Genomic DNA, 19,994 nt, shown 5'->3' with positions numbered 1-19,994 from the left:
GCCCCCTTCAACGCCGAAGGACGCCCCTCTCAACGCCGAAAGGCGCCCCCGATGTGGACCGGGAGCGCCCTCTGGAGGTGCCGTGAAGGGGGTCTGTCAGCCGTTCTTGATGCGGTTGGTGAGCTCGGTGACCTGGTTGTAGATGGAGCGCCGCTCGGCCATCAGGGCGCGGATCTTCCGGTCCGCGTGCATGACGGTGGTGTGGTCGCGGCCGCCGAACTGCGCCCCGATCTTGGGCAGCGAGAGGTCGGTGAGCTCCCGGCACAGGTACATGGCGATCTGGCGGGCCGTCACCAGGACGCGGCTGCGCGAGGATCCGCACAGGTCGTCCACCGTGAGCCCGAAGTAGTCGGCGGTGGCCGCCATGATGTCCGAGGCGGTGATCTCCGGGGCGCTGTCCTCGCCGCCCGGGATCAGGTTCTTGAGGACGTCCTCGGTGAGCCCCAGGTCGACCGGCTGCCGGTTGAGGCTCGCGAAGGCCGTGACGCGGATCAGCGCCCCCTCCAGCTCGCGGATGTTGCGCGAGATGCGGGAGGCGATGAACTCCAGTACCTCCGGAGGGGCGTTGAGCTGCTCCTGGACGGCCTTCTTGCGCAGGATCGCGATACGCGTCTCCAGCTCGGGCGGCTGGACGTCCGTGATCAGGCCCCACTCGAAGCGGTTGCGGAGCCGGTCCTCCAGGGTCACCAGCTGCTTGGGCGGCCGGTCGGAGGAGAGGACGATCTGCTTGTTCGCGTTGTGGAGCGTATTGAAGGTGTGGAAGAACTCCTCCTGCGTCGACTCCTTGCTCGCGAGGAACTGGATGTCGTCGACGAGCAGGATGTCCATCTCGCGGTAGCGCTTGCGGAAGGCGTCGCCCTTGCCGTCGCGGATGGAGTTGATGAACTCGTTGGTGAACTCCTCGGAGCTCACGTACCGCACGCGGGTGCCGGGGTACAGGCTCCGCGCGTAGTGCCCGATGGCGTGCAGCAGGTGCGTCTTGCCGAGACCCGACTCCCCGTAGATGAAGAGGGGGTTGTACGCCTTCGCCGGCGCCTCGGCCACGGCCACCGCGGCGGCGTGCGCGAAGCGGTTGGAGGCGCCGATGACGAAGGTGTCGAAGAGGTACTTGGGGTTCAGCCGGGCGGTCGGCTCCGGCGGGCCCGAGCTGGAGCCGCCGGAGGGGGCCGGGGGCGCGGCCGGGGGGCGGCCGGGCGCGGGGCGCGGGGAGGGCTGCTCGTAGGACGGCTGCTCGTACTGGTGGGACGCGTGGTTCTGCTGGGACTCGTACGGGGACTGCTCGTACGGCTGCTGCTCGTAGGAGCTCTGGTCGTAGGAACCCTGCTCGTAGGCCGGGGGCTCGGACTGCTGGAGGTAGCCCGGCTGCGGGGAGGCGTAGGGGTCGCGCTCGGGGAAGCCGCCGAGGCGGGGCTGCTGCCAGCCGTAGTCGTCCTGCTGGCCGCCGCGGGGCCAGGCGCCGGGCTCGGAGCGCGGCTGCTGGTAGTCCGGGTAGGCGGGGCGGGCCGCGGGGAGCTGGTCCTCGGAGGAGCCGCCGCCCTGGCGCTGGCCGCCGTACGGCTCGTACCCGCCGGGCTGCTGGGCGGGCGGGGCGGAGGGCGCGGGCTCGCCGGCGGAGTCGTCCACGGTGATGGCGATCCGGATCGGGCGGCCGCACTCGCGGCTGAGCGCGTCGCTGATCAGCGGGGCCAGCCGGCCCTCCAGTACCCGCTTGCCCCATTCATTGGGGACGGCGAGGAGGGCGGTGTCGGCGACCAGCGCCAGGGGCTGGCACCGCTCGACCCACTGCTTGTCCTTGGGCTCGATGCCCGGCTGTCCTTCCCCGAGGAGCTTCTCCAGCACCCTTGGCCACACTGCGGCAAGATCGGCAGGTACGTCAGCCACAGAGCACGCTCTCTCACAGGGGTCCCACGAATGTGTGGTTCTTTGGGACGGTCGGGACAAAAAATCCAGGGTCGAGCAACGGTAGTCAGGCCGGAGCCTGCGGTTCAAGTCGTTGTCCACAGCCTGTGCACAGAGCGGGGCCGGGTCGGCTCGGTTTGACCGGATGGCGTAGCCGCGCGTACCGTAACGAGGTCGAGTTGTCGATGGCTGCTGCCGCCTGCCTACCGATGGGCGAAGGTCACTGATAGTGATCAATTAGCGGTGCCACTCGGGCGAACACGCGAGTTTCCTCGTGGGCGCACGGTGACAGCCAGGCGATGTCCCGCCACAACGATTCATTCTCTGGAGCCCCCGAGTGAGCAAGCGCACCTTCCAGCCGAACAACCGCCGTCGTGCCAAGACCCACGGCTTCCGCCTGCGGATGCGTACCCGTGCCGGCCGCGCGATCCTGGCGAACCGCCGTTCCAAGGGCCGCGCCGCCCTTTCCGCGTAACAACGCGCAGGTCGTGACGTCGTGCTGTCTCCCGAAAATCGGCTGAGGCGGCGCGAGGACTTCGCGGGCGCGGTGCGCCGAGGCCGTCGGGCCGGTCGCCCGCTCCTCGTCGTCCACCTACGTACAAGCGGTGCAACGGACCCGCACGAGTCGGGGGAGGAAGCTCCCTCGTCGCGTGCGGGTTTCGTCGTCAGCAAGGCCGTCGGCAACGCCGTCGTGCGCAACCGGGTCAAGCGCCGTCTCCGGCATCTGGTCCGCGAGCGGCTCCCGAGGCTGCCCGCCGGTAGCCTGGTGGTGGTACGCGCATTGCCCGGAGCGGGCGATGCCGGCCCCGAGGAACTGGCCCGGGACCTGGATGCCGCTCTGGCGCGGCTCCTGGGAGGCGTGGCTCGATGAAGTACCCGCTGCTCGCTTTGATCAAGCTGTACCAGTGGACGATCAGTCCGCTGCTCGGGCCGGTGTGCCGTTACTACCCCTCGTGCTCGCACTACGGGTACACGGCCATCGACCGGCATGGTGCGGTGAAGGGGACAGCACTGACCGCCTGGCGGATCCTGCGGTGCAATCCGTGGTCCCCGGGTGGTGTGGACCATGTCCCACCTCGTAAACGCCCGCGTTGGCACGAGCAGCTGCGCAGTGCGTTGCGTAGATCTCGCAATGCTCAAGGAGCCTGATTAGTGGACACGATTGCCAGTCTGTTCAGCTTTATCACCACACCCGTCTCGTGGATCATCGTCCAGTTCCACAGCCTGTACGGCGCGATCTTCGGTGCGGACAGTGGGTGGGCCTGGGGCCTGTCCATCGTGTCTCTGGTGATCTTGATCCGTATCTGCCTGATCCCGCTGTTCGTGAAGCAGATCAAGGCGACGCGTGGCATGCAGGCGCTCCAGCCGAAGATGAAGGCGATCCAGGAGCGCTACAAGAACGACAAGCAGCGTCAGTCCGAAGAGATGATGAAGCTGTACAAGGAGACGGGTACCAACCCGCTCTCCTCGTGCCTTCCCATCCTGGCGCAGTCCCCGTTCTTCTTCGCGCTCTACCACGTGCTGGCGAACATCGCCGACGGCAAGACCATCGGCGTCCTGAACCAGCAGCTCGTCGACAGCGCCCGTGAAGCCAAGATCTTCGGTGCGCCGATCGCCGCGAAGTTCATGGACAGCTCGGAGAAGGTCGCGGCGCTCGGCGCCACCCTGACCGATGTGCGCGTCGTGACCGCCGTCATGATCGTCATGATGTCGCTGTCGCAGTTCTACACCCAGCGTCAGCTGATGCAGAAGAACGTCGACCTCTCGGTCAAGACGCCGTTCATGCAGCAGCAGAAGATGCTGATGTACATCTTCCCGCTGATCTTCGCCGTCATGGGCATCAACTTCCCCGTCGGTGTCCTCGTGTACTGGCTCACCACGAACGTCTGGACCATGGGTCAGCAGATGTACGTGATCAACCAGAACCCGACCCCGGGCAGCAAGGCGCAGGACCAGTACCTGACCCGCCTGCTCAAGCACGTCGGCTCGCACGGCGAGCTCAAGGGCCGGGGCAAGAAGAAGGTCGTCGCGGCGATCGTCGCCAAGGGCCCGGACCGCAACGACAACGAGCGCAAGTTCATCGCGGCTCTCTCGAAGCAGGGGATGGCCGCCCAGGCCGACGGCTCCGTGATCAAGAGCGCCGAGGCCACGGCAGACTCGGATGCGGCGAGCGGCGGTGCCGCGAAGCGGCAGCAGCCGAAGCGGCAGACCAAGTCGCAGCGTCAGACGCCCAGCAAGCCCTCTTCCAAGAAGTAAGAAGGAGTCCCTCCCGTGACGGAAGGCACCACCACCGCCGCCGCTGAGAGTGGCGACACCCTGACCCGCCTCGAGCAGGAGGGTGAGATCGCGGCCGACTACCTGGAGGGTCTGCTCGACATCGCGGACCTGGACGGGGACATCGACATGGACGTCGAGGCCGACCGTGCCGCGGTGTCGATCGTCAGTGACTCCTCCGGCCGCGACCTGCAGAAGCTCGTGGGCCGCGACGGTGAGGTCCTGGAGGCCCTGCAGGAGCTGACCCGCCTCGCCGTGCACCGGGAGACCGGGGACCGCAGCCGGCTGATGCTGGACATCGCCGGGTTCCGTGCGAAGAAGCGCGAGGAGCTGGCGGAGCTGGGTGCCAAGGCCGCGGCGGACGTGAAGGCGTCCGGCGAGCCGCTGAAGCTGGCCCCGATGACCCCGTTCGAGCGGAAGGTCGTCCACGACGCCGTGGCGGCCGCGGGTCTGCGGAGCGAGTCCGAGGGCGAGGAGCCGCAGCGCTTCGTCGTTGTGCTCCCCGCCTGACCGCACGCATGAGTCTTCGGCCCCGTCTGTATCGCAGGCGGGGCCGATGTTTGTCAGCCTGGCATGTGAAGGACGCGGCATCCTGAGGACGTGGTCCTCGGAGCCACGAGGTACGGAAGGACGGTCCCCGTGACGGAGGCAGCTGAGCTTCCCCCGGCGCCCGAAGAGGCACGCGCGGTGTTCGGTGAGTTTTTTCCCGAGGCGGTGCGGTATGCGGAGCTGCTGGCGGACGCGGGAGTCAAGCGGGGCCTGATCGGGCCGCGTGAGGTGCCGCGGCTGTGGGAACGGCACCTGCTGAACTGCGCGGTGCTGTCGGAAGTGGTGCCCCAGAATGTCAGCGTGTGCGACGTGGGCTCGGGCGCCGGGCTGCCCGGTATCCCGCTGGCCCTGGTGCGCCGGGACCTCAGGATCACCCTGCTGGAGCCCCTGCTGCGGCGGACCACCTTCCTCCAGGAGGCCGTGGAGCTGCTGGGGCTGGACCATGTCACGGTGATGCGCGGCCGTGCCGAGGAGGTCCTGGGCAAGATGCAGCCGGTGCACGTGGTCACCGCGCGTGCGGTGGCCCCGCTGGACCGGCTGGCCGGCTGGGGCGTTCCCCTGCTGCGTCCGTACGGGGAGATGCTGGCGCTCAAGGGTGACACCGCCGAGGAGGAGCTGGTCTCGGCGAAGACCGCCCTCACGAAGCTGGGCGTGGTGAAGACCTCGGTGCTCCAGGTGGGCGAGGGTCTGGTGGATCCGCTGTCGACGGTGGTCCGGGTCGAGGTCGGGGAGAGTCCCGGCGGTGTGAGGTTCGCGGCCAAGCGGGCCAAGGCGGCCAGGGTCGGACGGGTCCGCCGGCGCCGCTGACCGGCCCGCCGTCCCGGGGGCCCGGCGTGGACGCTGTCCGCGTTGGGCCCTCCAGGGAGGGATGTCGGAGTGTCGTGGAGAGCTGAACAGTCCGTCCGGGCATCGTGTTTCACGTGAAACGTCGCTCTCTGCTGCACGGAATCATCAGCCGCGGCCGTGCGGCCGCGTCCCCCCTCCCGCGCAAGGACGCGAGGGGGACGGAGTTGTCCACAACGGTGGATTCATCCACAGGAGTAAGGGCCCCGCTGGTTCGCGACCCTGGGGACATGGCAGGCTCTGTTCATCGCGAGCCTGATGTCGAGGAGAGTGACACCGTGCGGTCCGACGCCAACCTCGCGGGGCCGATGGCCGACCCGGTCCCCGGTCCCCGCTCTGAATCGGCGGGCGACGATGTTTCACGTGAAACATCGTCCCCACCCCTCGTGGACAACGAGACCCCTCTCGGCCGGGCCGCCCAGCCGGCGGCGGACGCCCTGGGGCGCTCCGGTGAGCCGCTGCCCCGGCCGGAGCAGACCCGGGTCATCGTGGTCGCCAACCAGAAGGGCGGCGTGGGCAAGACCACGACCACCGTGAACCTGGCGGCCTCGCTGGCCCTGAACGGGTCCCGCGTCCTCGTGGTCGACCTCGACCCGCAGGGCAACGCCTCCACCGCCCTTGGCATCGACCACCACGCCGAGGTGCCGTCCATCTACGACGTGCTCGTGGACAGCCGGCCCCTGCTGGAGGTCGTGCAGCCGGTGGTGGACGTGGAGGGCCTGTTCTGCGCGCCCGCCACGATCGACCTGGCCGGCGCGGAGATCGAGCTGGTCTCGCTGGTGGCGCGGGAGAGCCGCCTCCAGCGCGCGATCCAGGCGTACGACCAGCCCCTCGACTACATCCTCATCGACTGCCCGCCCTCGCTCGGTCTCCTGACGGTGAACGCGATGGTGGCCGGCGCGGAGGTACTGATCCCGATCCAGTGCGAGTACTACGCGCTGGAGGGCCTGGGCCAGCTGCTGCGCAATGTGGATCTGGTCCGCGCCCACCTCAACCCGGCGCTCCACGTGTCCACCATCCTGCTGACGATGTACGACGGCAGGACCCGGCTGGCCTCGCAGGTGGCGGAGGAGGTGCGCAGCCACTTCGGCAAGGAGGTGCTGCGGACGAGCATCCCCCGGTCGGTGCGCATCTCCGAGGCGCCGAGCTACGGGCAGACGGTGCTCACGTACGACCCGGGTTCCAGCGGCTCCCTCTCCTACCTGGAGGCGGCCCGCGAGATCGCGTTCCGGGGGGTCGGAATGCACTACGAATCCCGGCACGCCCATCTGGGCCCGGGCATGAACAGCACGCAGAGTGTGGCGGAGGGGATCCAATGAGCGATCGACGTAGAGGTCTGGGACGAGGGCTCGCCGCGCTGATCCCCGCGGCCACGCAGGAGAAGGTGCCGGCCCCGGTGGTCAGCCCCGGGTCGGCTTCGCCCTCGGCGGTGCCGGTCCTTCCCGCGGAGCGCGGGGTGGCGGCGGCGAAGCTCGCCTCGCTGGCGCAGGCCGATCTTTCACGTGAAACATCGCTCGCGGCGGCTCCGGCCGCGGAGCCCGAGCCTGTGGCCGAGGCCGAGGGTGCGGCGGGAGCGGTGGCGGGGGCGAGCTTCGCCGAGCTGCCGATGGACGCGATCACCCCGAACCCGCGGCAGCCGCGCGAGGTGTTCGACGAGGACGCGCTCGCCGAGCTGGTGACCTCCATCCAGGAGGTGGGTCTGCTCCAGCCGGTCGTGGTGCGCCAGGTGGCCCCCGGCCGCTATGAGCTGATCATGGGTGAACGGCGCTGGCGGGCCTGCCGCGAGGCCGGTCTCGATGCCATCCCCGCGATCATCCGCGCGACGGACGACGAGAAGCTGCTGCTGGACGCCCTGCTGGAGAACCTGCACCGGGCACAGCTCAACCCGCTCGAAGAGGCCGCGGCGTACGACCAGCTGCTCCAGGACTTCCACTGCACGCACGACCAGCTGGCCGACCGCATCGGCCGCTCGCGCCCGCAGGTGTCCAACACGCTGCGCCTGCTCAAGCTGTCCCCGCAGGTGCAGCGCCGGGTGGCCGCGGGTGTGCTCTCGGCCGGGCACGCGCGGGCGCTGCTGCCGGTGGAGGACTCCGCGGAGCAGGACCGGCTGGCGTACCGGATCGTGGCCGAGGGGCTGTCGGTGCGTGCGGTCGAGGAGATCGTGCAGCTGATGGCCTCGGAGCCGTCGAGCGGGGTGAAGCCCAAGGGCCCGCGTGCGGGAGCACGGGTCTCGCCGGCGCTGAGCGAGCTGGCGACGCGGCTGTCGGACCGCTTCGAGACCCGGGTGAAGGTGGACCTGGGCCAGAAGAAGGGCAAGATCACCGTCGAGTTCGCCTCGATGGAGGATCTGGAGCGCATCCTGGGCACGCTGGCGCCGGGCGAGGGCCGGGTGCTGGAGCAGGGGCAGTCCGCGGACTGAGCTCCGAGGCGTACGAAGGGGCGGACCGTACCGGTGAAAAACCGGCGCGGTCCGCCCCTTCGCTTTGCTGTCGAAGATCGAGGGGCCAGTGGATACGATGCGGTCATGGGTCGTCGGCTGGTACCGCTCACGCTGGACAACCTCCAGGATCTGCCGCGGCGTTGCCGGTCCTGCGTCTTCTGGGAACTGGATCCGGTCAGCGGTGAGGCGGCCGTGAAGGCGGGCACCGCGGCGACGGAGAAGGAGGCGTGGATCTCCGCCGTCCTCCTGGAGTGGGGGTCCTGCGGCCGTGTGGTGCTGGTGGACGAGGTCCCCGTGGGCTTCGTGCTCTACGCACCCCCGGCCTACGTCCCCCGGGCCACGGCCTTCCCCACCAGCCCGGTGTCGCCGGACGCCGTCCAGCTGATCACCGCGTGGATCATGCCCGGCTACCAGGGGCAGGGCCTCGGGCGGGTCATGGTGCAGACGGTGGCGAAGGACCTGCTGCGGCGGGGCTTCCGGGCCATCGAGGCGTTCGGGGACGCGCGCTGGGAGGGGCCCGCGTGCCTGCTGCCCGCGGACCATCTCCTCGCGGTGGGCTTCAAGACCGTACGGCCGCACCCCGTGCATCCGCGGCTGCGGCTGGAGCTGCGCTCGACCCTGTCGTGGAAGGAAGACGTGGAGCTGGCACTGGACCGGCTCCTGGGCGGGGCGCGCAAGGAGCCCGCGCTGCGCCCGCTCTGAGCGACGGGCTGACGTACGGCGACGGGCCCGCCCCCGGGGAGGGGCGGGCCCGTGCGACGTGGAACAGAACGGCCGTCAGGCGGTCTTGACCTCGACGAAGTCGGAGAGGTCACGCAGGATGGCGGCCTTCGGCTTGGCACCGACGATGGTCTTGGCGACCTCGCCGCCCTGGTAGACGTTCAGCGTCGGGATGGACATGACGCCGTACTTGGCGGCCGTGGCCGGGTTCTCGTCGATGTTGAGCTTGACGATCTCGATCTGGTCGCCGTACTCGGCGGCGATGGCCTCCAGCGAGGGCGCGATCTGGCGGCACGGTCCGCACCAGGCGGCCCAGAAGTCCACCAGGACGGGCTTGTCGCTCTTGAGGACCTCGGCCTCGAAATCGGCGTCGGTCACGGTCTTGAGAGTGCCGGCCACAGCGGCCTCCTTCTTTCCTGCGGGGTGGGGTGTGGGGCTGGTGCGGGATGTCGGGCCGGTCAGACCGCCGCGGTGGCCTTCTCGGCGTCCGCGAGGGCGGCGAGGAAGCGCTCGGCGTCCAGGGCCGCGGAGCAGCCGGTGCCGGCGGCGGTGATGGCCTGACGGTACGTGTGGTCCACGACGTCGCCGGCGCCGAAGACGCCGGTGACGCTGGTCCGGGTGGAGGGCGCCTCGACCTTGAGGTAGCCCTCGTCGTCGAGGTCCAGCTGGTCCTTGAACAGCTCGGTGCGCGGGTCGTGGCCGACGGCGATGAACAGGCCGGTCACGGGCAGCGCGGAGGTCTCACCGGTCTTGGTGTTGCGCAGGGTGAGGCCGGAGAGCTTCTGGTCGCCGTGGATCTCGGCGACCTCGCTGTCCCAGGCGAAGGTGATCTTCGGGTCGGCGAAGGCGCGGTCCTGCATGGCCTTGGAGGCGCGCAGGCTGTCGCGGCGGTGGACGATCGTGACGGACTTGGCGAACCGGGAGAGGAAGGTTGCCTCCTCGATCGCGGTGTCGCCGCCGCCGACCACGGCGATGTCGTGGTCCTTGAAGAAGAAGCCGTCGCAGGTGGCGCACCAGGAGACGCCACGGCCCGAGAGGGCGTCCTCGTTCGGCAGGCCGAGCTTGCGGTGCTGCGAACCGGTGGTGACGATGACGGCCTTCGCGCGGTGCACGGTGCCGGCGGTGTCGGTGACGGTCTTGATCTCACCGGTGAGGTCCACCGACACGATGTCGTCCGGGACCAGTTCGGCGCCGAAGCGCTCGGCCTGGGCGCGCATGTTGTCCATGAGGTCCGGGCCCATGATGCCGTCCTGGAAGCCCGGGAAGTTCTCCACGTCGGTGGTGTTCATCAGGGCGCCACCGGCGGTGACGGCGCCTTCGAAGACCAGCGGCTTGAGCGAAGCGCGTGCGGTGTACAGGGCGGCGGTGTAACCGGCCGGCCCGGAGCCGATGATGATCACGTTTCGGACGTCGCTCACGGGTTGCTTCCTCGTTTCTGCGGACTGCGTGCTGCCTACCGGGGGCCGGTGCGGACTCTCACCCCACCCAACGGATCCTACGGCGCGTGCATTCCCGCCCCGGCCCGCCGCCGCCCGGAAGGGGTCAGCTCCGGGGATAGGTGTTCTTCACGAGCACCTTTCCCGGTGTGCCCGCGCCGGAGTTCTCGCAGCCGCTGTCGACGACGTACGCGTCCACGCGGGAGGAATCGTTCGGGTGCGGGAGGACCAGGAGGTGGACACCCGCCTTCTGGTAGGTGCCGCGCTCGGCGCCGAGCAGGGCCTCGGTGCGGCCGGTCGCCTCCCGCACGCAGGCGGGCACCTCCGCCGCGGCGGACTTGTCCCGGGGGGCGACCCCGGGTGCCTCGGTGCCGGCGTCCTCCGTGCCGAAGGTGCTGTTCTCCTCACCGGGGGCGGTCCGGGCGCCGGGGGCGAGGGCGAGGAGACGGCCGACGCCCTCGCGGAGGCCCTGCCCGGTGTAGTCCGGGCCGCCCGCCGTCCCGGCCGAGTGCTGGTCGGCGGAGGCCGGGGCCTCCGTACGGGCGGCGCTGTCGTGGGCCGGGCTGCCGGAGATGCCGCCGAAGAGGAAGAGGCCCGCGGCGCAGGCCGCGGCTCCGGCCAGGCCGCCGAGGACCGCGATCCGGCGGCGGGCGCGGCGCCGGCCGGGACCCGTTGGGCCGCTCGGGTGACCCGCGGGCGATGTTTCACGTGAAACAGCGCGCTCGCCGGCGCGGGGCCGCGGTTCCGGAGCGGCGGGGGGCGCGGGCTGGGTGGCGTCGAGCAGGGCCTCGGCGGCGAGGGCCGCGTCGATGCGGCCGGCGATGTCGGAGGGCATCCGGGCCGGTCCCGGCAGGGTGCCGAGGAGGCCGCGGATCTCCTCCAGCGAGGTCCGTACGTCCGCGCACAGGGCGCAGTCGTCGAGGTGCCGGCGGATCTCGGCGGAACGGGCCGGGGAGAGAAGACCTTCGGTCAGGTCGGAGATCTCGGAGACCTCCGGGTGCCGGATCGTGCCGTGCGTGCCGGTCGCCGGGGTCATGTGCGTCCACCTCCGCCCTTCACTGCGTCTGGGTCTGGATGCCTGGGGTCTGCCGCTGGTGGGACGGACGTCCCCGGCGTCCGGTTCCTTCCCCGCTCCGCGGCGGTGTTATCCACGGCATTCGAGCGCAGATGCATGAGCAGCGGCACGAGTTTCGCCCGCCCGCGGGCGCAGCGGCTCTTCACGGTGCCGGGGGGCACGTCGAGGATCCGGGCGGCCTCGGCCACGGGGTAGCCCTGCATGTCGACGAGGACGAGCGCGGCGCGCTGCTCGGCGGGCAGGGTGCCGAGGGCGGCGATGAGCTGGCGGTGCAGCTCCTCGCGCTCCGCGGGGGCCTCGGCGGACTCGTGGGGCTCCAGCAGGCTCTCCAGCCGCTCGGTGTCGTCGAGCGGCGCGGTCCTGCGGGAGGACGCCTTGCGGGCGCGGTCCAGGCAGGCGTTGACGGTGATCCGGTGCAGCCAGGTGGTGACGGCGGACTCCCCGCGGAAGCCGCCCGCCGCCCGGTAGGCCGAGACGAGGGCGTCCTGCACCGCGTCGGCGGCCTCCTCCCGGTCCCGGAGCGTCCGCAGCGCCACGGCCCACAGCCGGTCCCGGTGCCGCCGGACGATCTCCCCGAACGCCTCCGGATCCCCGGCGACATGCCGCGCCAGGAGCTCCCGGTCCGAGGCGGGGGCGGGGTCGTCAGCCGCGGGCCTCATGATTCCCCTCCTGTCGGAAGCCGTGCACGTGTCGTACCTGCGGGTCCGTCCCGGGAGGCACGGCCTCCCCGCATGCCGCCTGCCCCGCCGGGCGGGCCGGAAGCGCTAGGAGTTCCGCGAGAAGACCACGTTCGAGATGCCCTGCTTGTATCCGGCGGTGCTGAACTCGGAGGCCCCCGCCTTCGGCATGGCCGTGAGCCACAGGACCACGTACCGCGCCTTGACCGGCTTGGCCGCGGTGAGTTCCATCCGCTTGTCGGAGGTGGTCCCCGTGGCGATCTGCTGGAGGCTCTTGACCGGGGTCGAGGAGGACATGCTCGGGGCCGCGTAGAGGGTCGCGGTGGTGTGGTCGCCGTTGTAGCGGAACGCTATCGAGGCGGCGCTCACCTCCTGCTCCTCGCCCAGGTCGAAGACGAGGCCGAGGCCGTCCTTGTAGGCGCCCATGACCGGGCCGTCGTCGTAGCGGTAGGTCCGCCAGAACGAGTTCGGGTCGTCGTCGTGGCTCTTGGGGACGCCGTCGATGTCCTGGGGCTTGCCGTCCGGGTAGTACTCGGCGGCCGCCTTGATCGGCACCGTCACCCGCTCGGGCGCCTTCGGGTTGTCCTCCGGGCCCGTCTTCGTGTTGTTGCTGGTGCCGCTGCTGCCCTTCTGGTTGACGCGGTCCAGGAGGGTGTCGGCCAGCTGCCAGCTGCCCAGGCCGAGGGCGGCGATGAGCAGGGCGGCGACGCCCCACTTGAGGGCGCGGCCGGTGCGGCTCTGGAGCGGCGGCGGCGGGGGCACGACGGGGTGGGGCAGGACGGTGGTCACACCGGGCTGCGCGGGGCGGCCGTAGCTGCCCTGCTGGTAGGTGGTGTGCTGGTACTCCGGCGGGGCCGTGAAGGCGGGCTCCGGCGGCCGGATGCGCGGCATCGCGGCGACGGCCTTGGCCAGCTCGTCGGGGGTGGTGCAGGCCGGCTCCTGACGGGAGGCGGTGGCCCCGTCGTTGGCCAGGGCGCGCATCGCCAGCTCGCCCAGACCGCGGTGGACACCGGCGCGGACCTGGTCGGGGGCGATGAGGCCGACACCCTTGGGCAGGCCGGTCAGGCCGTACGCGTCGTTCTCGTACGGCCAGCGCTGGGTGAGCGCGGAGTACAGCAGGGCGCCGATGGCCTCGGTGTCGGCCCGCTGCGGGGTCTCGCTGGTGATGCCGCGCAGGGCGGCGTTCACGGCGAGGCCGCGGATCCGGTACTGGCCGCTCGACGTGCGGAGTATGGCGCTGGGCGTCAGCCGCAGATGGGCCAGGCCCTCGCGGTGCGCGGCGGCCATCGCCTGGGAGACCTGGCTGACGAGCTGGTACGCCTCGTGGGCCTCCAGCGGGCCGGCGGCGAGCAGGGCGGTGAGCTCGGTGGCGTCGGGCAGCCACTCGTGGACGACGTAGACGAGGTCGTTCTCCTCGACGGCGTCGAGGACCTGGACGAACCGGGGGTCGCCGAGCAGCGCGGAGGAGCGGGCGGCGGCGAGGACGGAACGGGCCCGTGCGTGGTCCGCGGGCATGAGGTGGACGCCGACCGCCCGGCGCAGCTTCTCGTCCATGGCGCGCCAGCTGCTGAAGCCGTCCACACGGGTGACGCACTCCTCCAGCCGGTAGCGCCGGGCCAGCTTGTGGCCGCTGTGGAGTTCGGGCGCGGCCGCGGGGGCCGCGCTCTTGCGTTCGCCGTCCTTGTCGGGCATGGGTCCGTCCGCGGCTCGTCCGTTCTGGGTGTCCACCCCGTCGGACGTGGCCTGTGCCGCTGCTGCGGCCAGCGGCTGGTCGCCGCTGCTGTCGGCCACGTCGACGGCAGCCGTGCTACGTTCCGCCACCGTCGTTCCTGCCTCCCCATCCGTTGCGCGCTCCGGGTCAGTCTGCGAAGCCAAGCCAATTGTGCCCACAGTCCGACGCTATGCACGACACACGAAAGGGGGCGACGGTTGTGCGCATCAGCGCCCCAAACGTCCGCGGACCATCCCGACCATCGCGTTGAGCTCCTCGATCCGCATCCGCTTGGCCGCGATGAGGAAGACGGCCGCCAGGGCGATGCCGCCACCCGCCAGCGCGGCGGCGGAACCGAGGACTCCACTGCCGAGCCACTGGGTGATGCCATAGGCGGCTCCCCCGGCCACGGCCGCGGCCGGGACGCAGGCGCCGGTGAGGCGGGCGTAGGTGCGCATCACGTGGGCGCCGTCCAGGTCGCCGCCGAGCCGGGTGCGCAGGCGGCGCCAGGCCACGCCGACACCCACGGCGTAGCCGAGGCCGTAGGCGGCGGCCATGCCGACGACCGCCCAGCGGGCGGGCAGGACGAAGAACGCGGCCACGGAGACGGAGGCGTTGACCGCGGCGACGATGACGGTGTTGTAGAAGGGCGTGCGCGTGTCCTCGTAGGCGTAGAACCCGCGCAGGACCACGTACTGGACGGAGTACGGGATGAGTCCGAGGCCGAAGGCCATCAGCACGTAGCCGATGTTCTGGGCGCCGGCGCCGGAGCCCGCGTACAGCAGGGTGGCCATCGGGACGCCCAGCGCGAGGAACGCGAAGGCGCAGGGCACGATCGCGACGGCCGAGGTGCGCAGCCCGTAGGAGATGTCGTCGCGGACCGCGGCGGCGTCCCCGTCGTGGGCGGAGCGCGAAATGCGGGGCAGGACGGCCGTCATGACGGAGACGGTGATGATGGCCTGCGGCATCTGCCAGAGCAGCAGCGCGTAGTTGTAGGCGGTGATGCCGGTACCGGGGTGGCCCTGCTTCTCGGCGACCGCGCCCGCCCAGGTGGCGAGCTGGGTGACGATGACCAGGCCGACCTGGTTGGCGAGGACGAAGAAGAACGTCCACTTGGCCAGGCGGGCGGCCTTGCCGAGGCCGTGGCCCTTCCAGTCGAAGCGCAGCCGCGGCGTGAAGCCGGCGTCGCGCAGGTACGGCAGCATCGCGAGGGCCTGGACGGTCAGGCCGAGCAGGGTGCCCAGACCCAGCAGGCGCACCCCGTCGGAGGTGACGGTGGCGGCGCTGACGCCGGAGGTGGTGAAGCCGCCGAAGGCCCAGATGAAGGCGCCGAACGTGGCGATGACCACGATGTTGTTGAGGACCGGGGTCCACATCATCGCGCCGAAGCGGCCGCGGGCGTTGAGGATCTGACCGAGCACCACGTGGATGCCCATGAAGAACATCGTGGGCAGGCAGTAGCGGGCGAAGGCGACCGCCACGTCCATCTGCTGCGGGTCGGAGGCGATCTTCGGCGACATCATCGTGATGAACACCGGTGCGGCCAGCACGCAGATGGTGGTGATCGCGGCGAGCAGGACGACGACGAGGGTCAGCAGCCGGTTGGCGTACGCCTCGCCCCCGTCGTCGTCGTTCTTCATGGCCCGGACCAGCTGCGGGATGAAGACGGCGTTCAGGGCGCCGCCGCCGACCAGCACGTAGATCATCGTGGGCAGCGTGTTGGCGATCTGGTACGTGTCGTTGAAGGTGCCGACGCCGATCGCGCCGGCGATCACCAGGGTCCGCAGGAAGCCGGTGATGCGCGAGACGATCGTGCCCGCGGCCATGAGCGCGCTGGACTTGAGCAGGCTCGCGGCGCGCCCGGCGGGCTTGGCCGGCGCCGGGGCTGCCACGGGGGCGTCCTCGACGGCCGTACGGGGAGCCGCCTCCTGGTCCCGGTACAGGTGCGCGAAGGCGTCCGGCTCGGGCTGCTCCTCCGTGGCGCGGGTCACCAGGGAGTCCACACCGACGAACTCGGTGGTCGCGGGGCTGTCGCCGTACGGCAGGTGCCGCGAGGGACCGTCCGGCTCGGGCGGCGGGGTCTGGGCCCAGACGTGCGGGTCGGGGGCGTACGAGGGCGCGGCCGGCGCCGCGTACAGCGGACCGGGCTCCTGGTAGGTGCCGGGCGGCGGCGGGGGGTGCGAGGCGCGGTCGTACAGGACCTCGGCGACCGGGTCCTGCGCCGACAGGTCCTGGGACCGGTACGGGTCGTAGTCGTAGGCGTCCTGGACATACGGGTCGTGGTCCGGCGCGGGCGCGGGCGCGGGAACCTGCCCGGGCACCGGAGTGCCCGGGGCAGTGCCCTGGGAGGGCGTGGGCCCGCCAGTGCCCTGCGCGCGGTCACCGTCGTACGGCGCGTTCATCGAAACCCCACCTCATCGTCCCCAGGCCGACCGGCCACGGCATCGCTCAACGGTCCACTGTCTCACTCGTGCCGGACCCCTCGGTGCTTTGCGGTCCGGTGTCCGGGGACTCGTCACTCGGCTGCGTGCTCTCCTCGGCGGCCGCGCGGGCGGCGACGCGCTTGCGGCTCGCGTACATCTTGATCCCCGCGAGGACCAGCAGGAGCACACCGCCCGCGATGACCAGCATCACGGTGGGGGTGATCTCGGTGGCCTCCACGGTGAAGGTGCGCTTCTTGCCGTAGGGGACGCCGTCCTTGGTGAACAGCTGCGCCGTGACCTCCACGGGGCCGCTCGCGCTGGCGTTGGCCGTGAACTTCACCGTCTGCGTGTGGTCGCCCTGGACCGTGACCGGCTGCTCGCTGTCGCTGAACATCAGGCGCGTCCGGTTGGCGGACTCCACCCGCAGCACCAGCCCGTGCACGTCCTGGACCAGGCTGTTCTGGACGCTGACCGGGATGGTCGCGCTGTGTCCCGACAGGGTCGCGTCGGACTTGGGGACGACCTTGACCTTCTCCGTGAGACCCGTCAGGTACTCCTGCGCCTGGTCCCGGTAGAGGCCGGCCTCCTCGGCGTGGCCCCGCCACGAGGTGGACATCTCGCGGTTGATCGTGTTGCCGAAGGGGATCTCGACGCGGTCGGGCGCGGCGAGGATGACCTTGAAGCGGTCGAGCGTGTTCTGGGTGGTGCGGATCTTCTCGAAGGCGGCCACCGGCAGCTCCTGCTTGCGCAGGCCGTCGGGGTACTGCCCGGCGCCCGGCACCTGGGTGGCGGCACCGGGGTCGGGCTTCGCGGCGGCCGCCGCTTCCAGGTCCGCGGGCTGCGTCCAGCGGCCCGCCTGGAGTCCGCGTACGGCGGCGGCCATCGAGCGGGCCTGGCTGACCGAGGGCATCCGCTGCGGGGCCACGACGAAGCTGCGCTGCTCGTCGGTCCGCTGCAGGTTCAGGGCCAGGGTGTGGGCGAGGAACCTCTGCACGGCGAGGGTGGAGCTGCCCGCGTTCACCATGTCGCCCTCGAAGGCGGTGGACAGCTCGGCGTCCGCCACGACGGCCGTGGTGCCGGAGCCGATGGGCCGGGCGGCCGAGGGCGTGTAGCCGAGGGCGCCGGTCTCCACCAGGCTGTCGCTGCGGGTGAGGACGTTGTGCGCGCCGGCCGAGGTGGCCACGTTCACGATCGAGGGGTCGATGGCGCCGTCCACGGGCCAGGAGAAGTCGGTGGACGCGGGGACGTGCAGGACCGTCTCGACGGCCTGCTTGGCCTTGTCGGTGGCGGGCCGCAGCTGCCCCAGGGTGCCCGAGACGTCCTTGCCGTGGTGGGCGAGGGAGGCGAGGTCGGGGTCGGCGAAGGGCAGGGCGACGACCTTCTTGCCCTGGACGGCCGTCTCCAGCGAGCTCAGCCACTGCTCGGCGAGCGCCTTGTTCTTGCCCGGGACGGTCTTCCCGTTCGGACCGCGCACCCGGTAGCCCTTGGTCATCGCGTCGACCGTGTACAGCAGGTCGGGGTCGATGACCCAGGTGATCGGCAGGTCCTTGCCGAGGGTGACCATCTGCTCCAGCCGGCCGCCAGCCCGCAGCTCGTCGGCGAGCGACTCGTTCAGGAAGACCGGGGTCTGGAGCTCGTCGGAGCCGGTCTCCGCCGTGACCCGGGTGCCGGAGATCAGCGGCCAGGCGTAGGTCAGCTGGGAGCGCTTGGAGGCGGCCTCCGGCTGCCAGGGAAGGAAGGTCCGCTTGATGCCCAGGACCTGCTCGGACGGGCGGCTCTCGGTGGCCCCGGAGAGCGAGACGCCCAGCTGGTAGACCCCGTCCTTGTCGAGTTCGAGCTTGTTCACCGGGACGGACAGGGTGAAGGGCTTGCTGGCCTTCGACGGCAGGGAGTCGATCTTCACCGCGTGGGCCGGGTCGATCTCGCCCGGGTCCGCGCCGGCCCGGAAGCCGTTGCGCTCGGCCGCCTCGTCGATGGACGAGCGGTCCGCGAGGGCGGGGCCGACCCGCAGGCCCACGTGCGCGTCGGTGATCGTCTCGGAGCCGGTGTTGCTGACGGTGCCCTCGATGGTGAGGGTGTCGCCCTTCACCGGGGCGTTCGGGCTCATGGAGATCAGCTGGACGTCGGCGGAGGAGGCGGCGGCCGCCTCGGCCTCCGGGGCGGGGGCGTAGACGAGACCGGCCAGCACCGGGGTCCCGGCGAGCAGCACGATCGCGCGCCGCAGCCACCGGCGCCGGACAGGAGCAGGTGAAGCCCCCTGGATGTCTGCCGCCTCGGCCACGCGCTAGCCCGTCCCTAGAAGTGTCAGTGGTCGTCTTTTCTGCGTCCACGCATGGTAACGAGGTGCGCTGTGTGCGAGTGCCGCACCTTGGTCCACATGATCGGCTCCGCCCCGGCCCGGCCGGGTACCGGGGTGGCCGTTAAACGGGGCGGCCGCCGCCGGGCCGGGCACGTACCCTTTTCTGTTGTGCCGAACGCCAATGAAGACAACCCCAGTGCCCTGAGTCAGGTGCAGCGCCGCGCGGTCAGTGAACTGCTGCGGGTGGCTCCTGTCGCCGACGAGCTCGGCCGCCGGTTCCAGGAGGCGGGCTTCCGCCTCGCCCTGGTCGGCGGCTCGGTCCGCGATGCGCTGCTCGGGCGTCTCGGCAACGACCTCGACTTCACCACCGACGCCCGCCCCGAGGACGTCCTGAAGATCGTCCGGCCCTGGGCCGACTCCGTCTGGGACGTCGGCATCGCCTTCGGCACCGTCGGCGCCCAGAAGAACGCCCGCGGCGACGGCACGGTGCGGAACTTCCAGATCGAGATCACGACCTACCGCTCGGAGGCGTACGACCGCACCTCGCGCAAGCCCGAGGTCTCCTACGGCGACTCCATCGACGAGGACCTGGTGCGGCGCGACTTCACGGTCAACGCCATGGCCCTCGCCCTGCCCGAGCAGCGGTTCATCGACCCGCACGGCGGTCTGGAGGACCTGGCCGCCGGAGTGCTGCGCACCCCCGGCACCCCGGAGGACTCCTTCTCGGACGATCCGCTGCGGATGCTGCGGGCGGCGCGGTTCTCGGCGCAGCTGGACTTCGAGGTGGCCCCGGAGGTCGTGGCGGCCATGAAGGCCATGTCCGACCGGATCGAGATCGTCTCGGCGGAGCGGGTGCAGGCGGAGCTGAACAAGCTGATCCTCTCCGCGAACCCCCGGCGCGGTCTGGGCCTGCTGGTGGACACCGGGCTGGCCGACCGGGTGCTGCCCGAGCTGCCGGCGCTGCGGCTGGAGCGTGACGAGCACCACCGCCACAAGGACGTCTACGACCACTCGCTGATCGTGCTGGAGCAGGCGATCGCCCTGGAGCAGGACGGGCCGGACCTCGTGCTGCGGCTCGCGGCGCTGCTGCACGACATCGGCAAGCCCCGCACCCGCCGCTTCGAGAGCGACGGCCGGGTCTCCTTCCACCACCACGAGGTGGTGGGCGCGAAGATGACCAAGAAGCGGCTGACCGCTCTCAAGTACTCCAACGACATGATCAAGGACGTGTCCCGGCTGGTGGAGCTGCACCTGCGCTTCCACGGCTACGGGGACGGCGAGTGGACCGACTCCGCCGTGCGGCGCTACGTCCGCGACGCCGGGCCGCTGCTGGAGCGGCTGCACAAGCTGACCCGGTCCGACTGCACCACCCGGAACAAGCGCAAGGCCAATGCCCTCTCGCGGACCTACGACGGGCTGGAGCAGCGCATCGCCCAGCTCCAGGAGCAGGAGGAGCTGGACGCGATCCGGCCCGACCTGGACGGCAACGAGATCATGCGGATCCTGGACGTCGGTCCGGGTCCGGTGATCGGCAAGGCGTACGCCTTCCTGCTGGACCAGCGGCTGGAGCACGGGCCGATGGAGCACGAGGCCGCCGTCGCCGCGCTCAAGGAGTGGTGGACCGCCCAGGCGTGAGGCCCGGACGGGG

The 19,994-nt window shown here is 71.0% G+C and carries 17 protein-coding genes and 1 pseudogene; 10 read left to right on the top strand and 8 right to left on the bottom strand.

The window, feature by feature from the left end; genetic code table 11:
• Window positions 1-96 precede the first annotated feature (96 nt).
• On the bottom strand, window positions 97-1,881 hold the full coding sequence (gene dnaA / locus ABZ873_RS05390) for a chromosomal replication initiator protein DnaA (RefSeq protein WP_360865493.1): 1,785 nt from the start codon (window positions 1,879-1,881) through the stop codon (window positions 97-99).
• A 355-nt stretch (window positions 1,882-2,236) separates the two neighbouring features.
• Here dnaA and rpmH point away from each other — a divergent pair, with 355 nt between their 5' ends.
• From rpmH to ABZ873_RS05345, 9 genes and pseudogenes are all read left to right on the top strand, one after another.
• The gene (gene rpmH, locus ABZ873_RS05385; protein WP_018547628.1) at window positions 2,237-2,374 is read left to right on the top strand and encodes a 50S ribosomal protein L34; all 138 of its coding nucleotides are present in this window, start codon (window positions 2,237-2,239) and stop codon (window positions 2,372-2,374) included.
• A 21-nt stretch (window positions 2,375-2,395) separates the two neighbouring features.
• Window positions 2,396-2,770, top strand: a complete 375-nt coding sequence (gene rnpA, locus ABZ873_RS05380; RefSeq protein ID WP_360865489.1) for a ribonuclease P protein component — start codon at window positions 2,396-2,398, stop codon at window positions 2,768-2,770.
• Window positions 2,767-3,021: pseudogene (yidD, locus tag ABZ873_RS05375) on the top strand (membrane protein insertion efficiency factor YidD); the annotation flags it as partial. The gene rnpA and the pseudogene yidD, both read left to right, overlap by 4 nt.
• Window positions 3,022-3,051: 30 nt before the next feature.
• Window positions 3,052-4,155 (top strand): membrane protein insertase YidC, encoded by a 1,104-nt coding sequence (yidC, locus tag ABZ873_RS05370; protein ID WP_360865486.1) that lies wholly within the window; start codon window positions 3,052-3,054, stop codon window positions 4,153-4,155.
• A 15-nt stretch (window positions 4,156-4,170) separates the two neighbouring features.
• Window positions 4,171-4,683 carry a R3H domain-containing nucleic acid-binding protein gene (locus ABZ873_RS05365; protein ID WP_360865483.1) on the top strand — a complete coding sequence of 171 codons (513 nt, stop codon included), beginning with the start codon at window positions 4,171-4,173 and terminating at the stop codon, window positions 4,681-4,683.
• A gap of 129 nt (window positions 4,684-4,812) precedes the next feature.
• Window positions 4,813-5,529 (top strand): 16S rRNA (guanine(527)-N(7))-methyltransferase RsmG, encoded by a 717-nt coding sequence (gene rsmG / locus ABZ873_RS05360; RefSeq protein WP_360865479.1) that lies wholly within the window; start codon window positions 4,813-4,815, stop codon window positions 5,527-5,529.
• 266 nt (window positions 5,530-5,795) lie between these two features.
• Window positions 5,796-6,884 (top strand): AAA family ATPase, encoded by a 1,089-nt coding sequence (locus ABZ873_RS05355; RefSeq protein ID WP_360865476.1) that lies wholly within the window; start codon window positions 5,796-5,798, stop codon window positions 6,882-6,884.
• The gene (locus tag ABZ873_RS05350) at window positions 6,881-7,984 is read left to right on the top strand and encodes a ParB/RepB/Spo0J family partition protein (RefSeq protein WP_360865472.1); all 1,104 of its coding nucleotides are present in this window, start codon (window positions 6,881-6,883) and stop codon (window positions 7,982-7,984) included. Before ABZ873_RS05355 ends, ABZ873_RS05350 begins: the two co-directional genes overlap by 4 nt.
• 105 nt (window positions 7,985-8,089) lie before the next feature.
• Window positions 8,090-8,707, top strand: a complete 618-nt coding sequence (locus tag ABZ873_RS05345) for a GNAT family N-acetyltransferase (RefSeq protein WP_360865469.1) — start codon at window positions 8,090-8,092, stop codon at window positions 8,705-8,707.
• Window positions 8,708-8,782: 75 nt separating this feature from the next.
• On the opposite strand, the gene trxA is transcribed toward ABZ873_RS05345, so the two are convergent.
• The 7 genes from trxA to ABZ873_RS05310 all read right to left on the bottom strand — a co-directional run bounded on the left by trxA (window position 8,783) and on the right by ABZ873_RS05310 (window position 18,328).
• Window positions 8,783-9,124 carry a thioredoxin gene (trxA, locus tag ABZ873_RS05340; protein WP_360865466.1) on the bottom strand — a complete coding sequence of 114 codons (342 nt, stop codon included), beginning with the start codon at window positions 9,122-9,124 and terminating at the stop codon, window positions 8,783-8,785.
• A 59-nt stretch (window positions 9,125-9,183) separates the two neighbouring features.
• Window positions 9,184-10,143 carry a thioredoxin-disulfide reductase gene (gene trxB / locus ABZ873_RS05335; RefSeq protein WP_360865463.1) on the bottom strand — a complete coding sequence of 320 codons (960 nt, stop codon included), beginning with the start codon at window positions 10,141-10,143 and terminating at the stop codon, window positions 9,184-9,186.
• A gap of 124 nt (window positions 10,144-10,267) precedes the next feature.
• Entirely contained in the window at window positions 10,268-11,197 is a 930-nt protein-coding gene (locus ABZ873_RS05330) for a hypothetical protein (protein WP_360865460.1), read from the bottom strand.
• Window positions 11,194-11,895: an RNA polymerase sigma factor SigM gene (gene sigM / locus ABZ873_RS05325; protein ID WP_360865457.1), complete on the bottom strand. Its 702-nt coding sequence runs from the start codon at window positions 11,893-11,895 to the stop codon at window positions 11,194-11,196. Before sigM ends, ABZ873_RS05330 begins: the two co-directional genes overlap by 4 nt.
• Window positions 11,896-12,000: 105 nt before the next feature.
• Window positions 12,001-13,734 carry a protein kinase family protein gene (locus ABZ873_RS05320; protein WP_360865454.1) on the bottom strand — a complete coding sequence of 578 codons (1,734 nt, stop codon included), beginning with the start codon at window positions 13,732-13,734 and terminating at the stop codon, window positions 12,001-12,003.
• A 117-nt stretch (window positions 13,735-13,851) separates the two neighbouring features.
• The gene (murJ, locus tag ABZ873_RS05315) at window positions 13,852-16,026 is read right to left on the bottom strand and encodes a murein biosynthesis integral membrane protein MurJ (protein ID WP_360865450.1); all 2,175 of its coding nucleotides are present in this window, start codon (window positions 16,024-16,026) and stop codon (window positions 13,852-13,854) included.
• 46 nt (window positions 16,027-16,072) lie between these two features.
• On the bottom strand, window positions 16,073-18,328 hold the full coding sequence (locus ABZ873_RS05310) for a DUF6049 family protein (RefSeq protein WP_360865447.1): 2,256 nt from the start codon (window positions 18,326-18,328) through the stop codon (window positions 16,073-16,075).
• 186 nt (window positions 18,329-18,514) lie between these two features.
• Between ABZ873_RS05310 and ABZ873_RS05305 the strand changes: the two genes are divergently transcribed.
• Window positions 18,515-19,981 (top strand): CCA tRNA nucleotidyltransferase, encoded by a 1,467-nt coding sequence (locus tag ABZ873_RS05305; protein WP_360865444.1) that lies wholly within the window; start codon window positions 18,515-18,517, stop codon window positions 19,979-19,981.
• Window positions 19,982-19,994: the final 13 nt, after the last annotated feature.

This window comes from Streptomyces sp. NPDC047014, assembly GCF_040644195.1.
Taxonomy (GTDB): Bacteria; Actinomycetota; Actinomycetes; order Streptomycetales; family Streptomycetaceae; genus Streptomyces.
Note: the sequence above shows the minus strand (reverse complement) of the source record. Positions and strands in the feature narration are given on the sequence as shown.